Raw genomic sequence first — 2,743 nt, 5'->3', positions numbered from 1 at the left:
ATATTTTGCGTTGGGTGTTGGCGGCGAAGCCGCCTGTCCAACGACGTAGTAAACTAGCGCCTCATGACGATTAAAACTTTCCCTTCGCGGCTCACCCGCTTGTCTCGTTTCCCCGTACCATGGCCCCTCACAAGGAGGGTCCATGAAAACCGACACCGAGGGACAGCTGATGCTCCGCATCCGCACCAAGGGCAAGACCCTCGAACAAGCCGCCGCCCGCGCCGGGAGAGCGTGCCCACCGCCCGCAAATATCTGCGCGCGGCCGCCCTCCCCAGTACCATGCGCCAAGCGCGCGACTATCGCACGCGCGCCAATCCCTTTCTCGCCGACTGGTCTTGGGTCGAGCAGGAGCTCCAGCGCGACTCGGCGCTCCAGGCCAAGACGCTGTTTACCATCCTCGCCGAGCGCTATCCTGAGCGCTATGCCCCAGGCCAGTTGCGCAGCTTCCAGCGCCATGTGGCGACATGGCGTGCCCTCCACGGCCCCGACCACGATGTCATCTTTGAGCAGATCCACCAGCCCGGCCAGCGCGGCCAGGGAGGAGCTGGCGATCACCATCGCCGGCGTGCCCTTCCCGCACCTGCTCTTCCACTTTGTCCTGACCTACTCCAACATCGAGGCGGTCGCCCTCTGCTTCACCGAGAGCTTTGAGACCCTCGCCGAGGGACTGGAGTTCTGTCTGTGGCAGGTCGGCGGGGTGCCCGAGAACCACCGCACCGACAACATCTCGGCGGCGGTTCAGACCATCGAGCCTGACGGCCAGCGGCGCTGGACGGACGGCTACCTGGCGCTGATGACCCACTACGGCATGACGCCCTCGACCAATACCGCCGGCGAAGCCCACGAGAACGGCGATGTCGAGCAGGCCCACCACCGCTTCAAGGAGGCCGTCGACCAGGCGCTCCGGGCACGTGGCAGCCGCGACTTCGCCGACCGGGCCAGCTACGTGGCCTGGCTCCAGGAGCTGGCCCGCAAGCGCAACCAGACCCGCCAGTTGCGCTGGGCGACCGAGCTCGATACCCTGCACCCGCTGCCCACCACCCCGCTGCATCCCTGTCGCGAACTGCCGGTCACCGTGACCCGCTTCAGCACCATCCGCGTGCTGCACAACACCTATTCGGTGCCCTCGCGCCTGATTGGCGTGACCCTGATCGTGCGGGTGCGGGCCGAAACGCTCGAGCTCTACGTTGGCAGTACCCTGACGCAGACCCTGCCCCGCCTGCACGGGCGCTTTGGCTGCCACATCGACTATCGCCACCTGATCTGGTCGCTCGTGCGCAAGCCCGGTGCCTTTGCCCCGTATCGCTTCCGCGAGGAGCTCTTCCCGACCACCGCCTTTCGGGTCGCCTATGACACCCTGGTCGCCCAGCAGCCTAGCCGGGCCGACAAGGAGTACGTGCGGGTGCTGCACCTGGCCGCCGCCACCAGTGAGCTGGATGTGATCGCCGCCTTGCCCCTGCTGGCCGAGAGCGGCACGACCCCCACCTTTGACGCCGTGCGTGAGCTGGTGCGCAGTGCGGAGCCGCCCGCTGTGCCTCAGCTGAGCACGCCGCAGTTCGATTTTGGGGTCTACGACGCCCTGCTGGAGACGAGGTGCGCCGGTGACTAAGTGTCATGAGGATCTGACGCGGCTGCTGCACGCCGTCCAGCTGCACCATACGCCGGCCGAGGTCGACGCCTTCGCGTTGCGGGCGGCCAAAGAGGGGCTGACCCACGCTGCGTTGCTCTACGCGTTCGTGGATCAGGAGGCGACCTACCGCGAGCAGCGCCGGTTTGAGCGGCTGCTGCGCGAATCGCGCCTGCCACGGGAGAAGACCATGGCCCAGCTCGACCTGGATCGGTTCGGCGCGGTGCTGGCCCAGCAGATTGAGCGCCTGCAGCAGGGCGCCTTTCTGGCCCAGGCCGCGAACGTGATTGCCGTCGGGAAGCCGGGAACCGGGAAAAGTCACGTCGCCGCGGCGGTGAGCCATCAGCTCATCCGGCAGGGCCACACCGTCTTCTGGACGAGCACCGCGGCCCTGGTGCAGCAGCTGCTGGCCGCCAAGCGCGACCTGCGCCTGCCGCGCGAGCTGGCCTGCCTCGACCGCTTCGCGTGTGTGATCCTCGATGACATCGGCTATGTGCAGCACAGCCGGGACGAAATGGAGGTGCTGTTCACGTTTTTAGCCGAGCGCTACGAGCGGCGCAGCGTGGTTCTGACCACGAACCTGGTCTTCTCAGAGTGGGAGCGGATCTTCCAGGACCCCATGACCACCATGGCCGCGATTGACCGGGTCGTGCATCACTCGGTGATCCTGGACATGATGGGCTTGGAGAGCTACCGAGCCCGCGAGGCCAGCGCCCAGAAAGCCACCCCCGCGACCCCGCCGCCGGCGGCGTCCTGACAACCCGCGAGGGGAAAGTTCTCACTGTCATCGGGGTAAAAAATTGAGCGTCGCTTGACATAGACCGTTTCGAGTAAGCAAACGCGTGGCCCGGCGCCGGGTGAGGTCGGCGGCGGGCCACATTTTCAGGCATGGGGAGATACGGACCGCACATCAGATGTGTGCGATATGCAGGTTTTAGAGCGTTGCAACGCCCAAAAATCAATTTGGCGACCCCGATTGGGCTCGAACCAACAACCTTCAGCTCCGGAGGCTGACGCTCTATCCAATTGAGCTACGGGGTCAACGCCGGCCAGTATAGCGCAGTCCCGTGCCGATGTCAACGCACCCGCGCACCCGGGGTGTGACGAATCTTCTTG

Annotated in this window: 2 protein-coding genes and 1 tRNA gene; 2 read left to right on the top strand and 1 reads right to left on the bottom strand. The window is 65.8% G+C overall.

Annotated elements, in window-relative coordinates:
* The first annotated feature begins 502 nt into the window (after nt 1-502).
* Nucleotides 503-1,609 (top strand): IS21 family transposase, encoded by a 1,107-nt coding sequence (locus K2Z83_RS28120; RefSeq protein WP_220598486.1) that lies wholly within the window; start codon nt 503-505, stop codon nt 1,607-1,609.
* A complete protein-coding gene (istB, locus tag K2Z83_RS28115) occupies nt 1,602-2,384 on the top strand; it encodes an IS21-like element helper ATPase IstB (RefSeq protein WP_220598485.1) in 783 nt (260 codons plus the stop codon). The genes K2Z83_RS28120 and istB overlap by 8 nt, the downstream gene beginning before the upstream one ends.
* 207 nt (nt 2,385-2,591) lie before the next feature.
* Here istB and K2Z83_RS28110 read toward each other — a convergent pair.
* Nucleotides 2,592-2,668, bottom strand: a tRNA-Arg gene (locus K2Z83_RS28110).
* Nucleotides 2,669-2,743 lie beyond the last annotated feature (75 nt).

The sequence above is a fragment of the Oscillochloris sp. ZM17-4 genome (assembly GCF_019599295.1).
Taxonomy (GTDB): Bacteria; Chloroflexota; Chloroflexia; order Chloroflexales; family Chloroflexaceae; genus Oscillochloris.
Note: the sequence above shows the minus strand (reverse complement) of the source record. Positions and strands in the feature narration are given on the sequence as shown.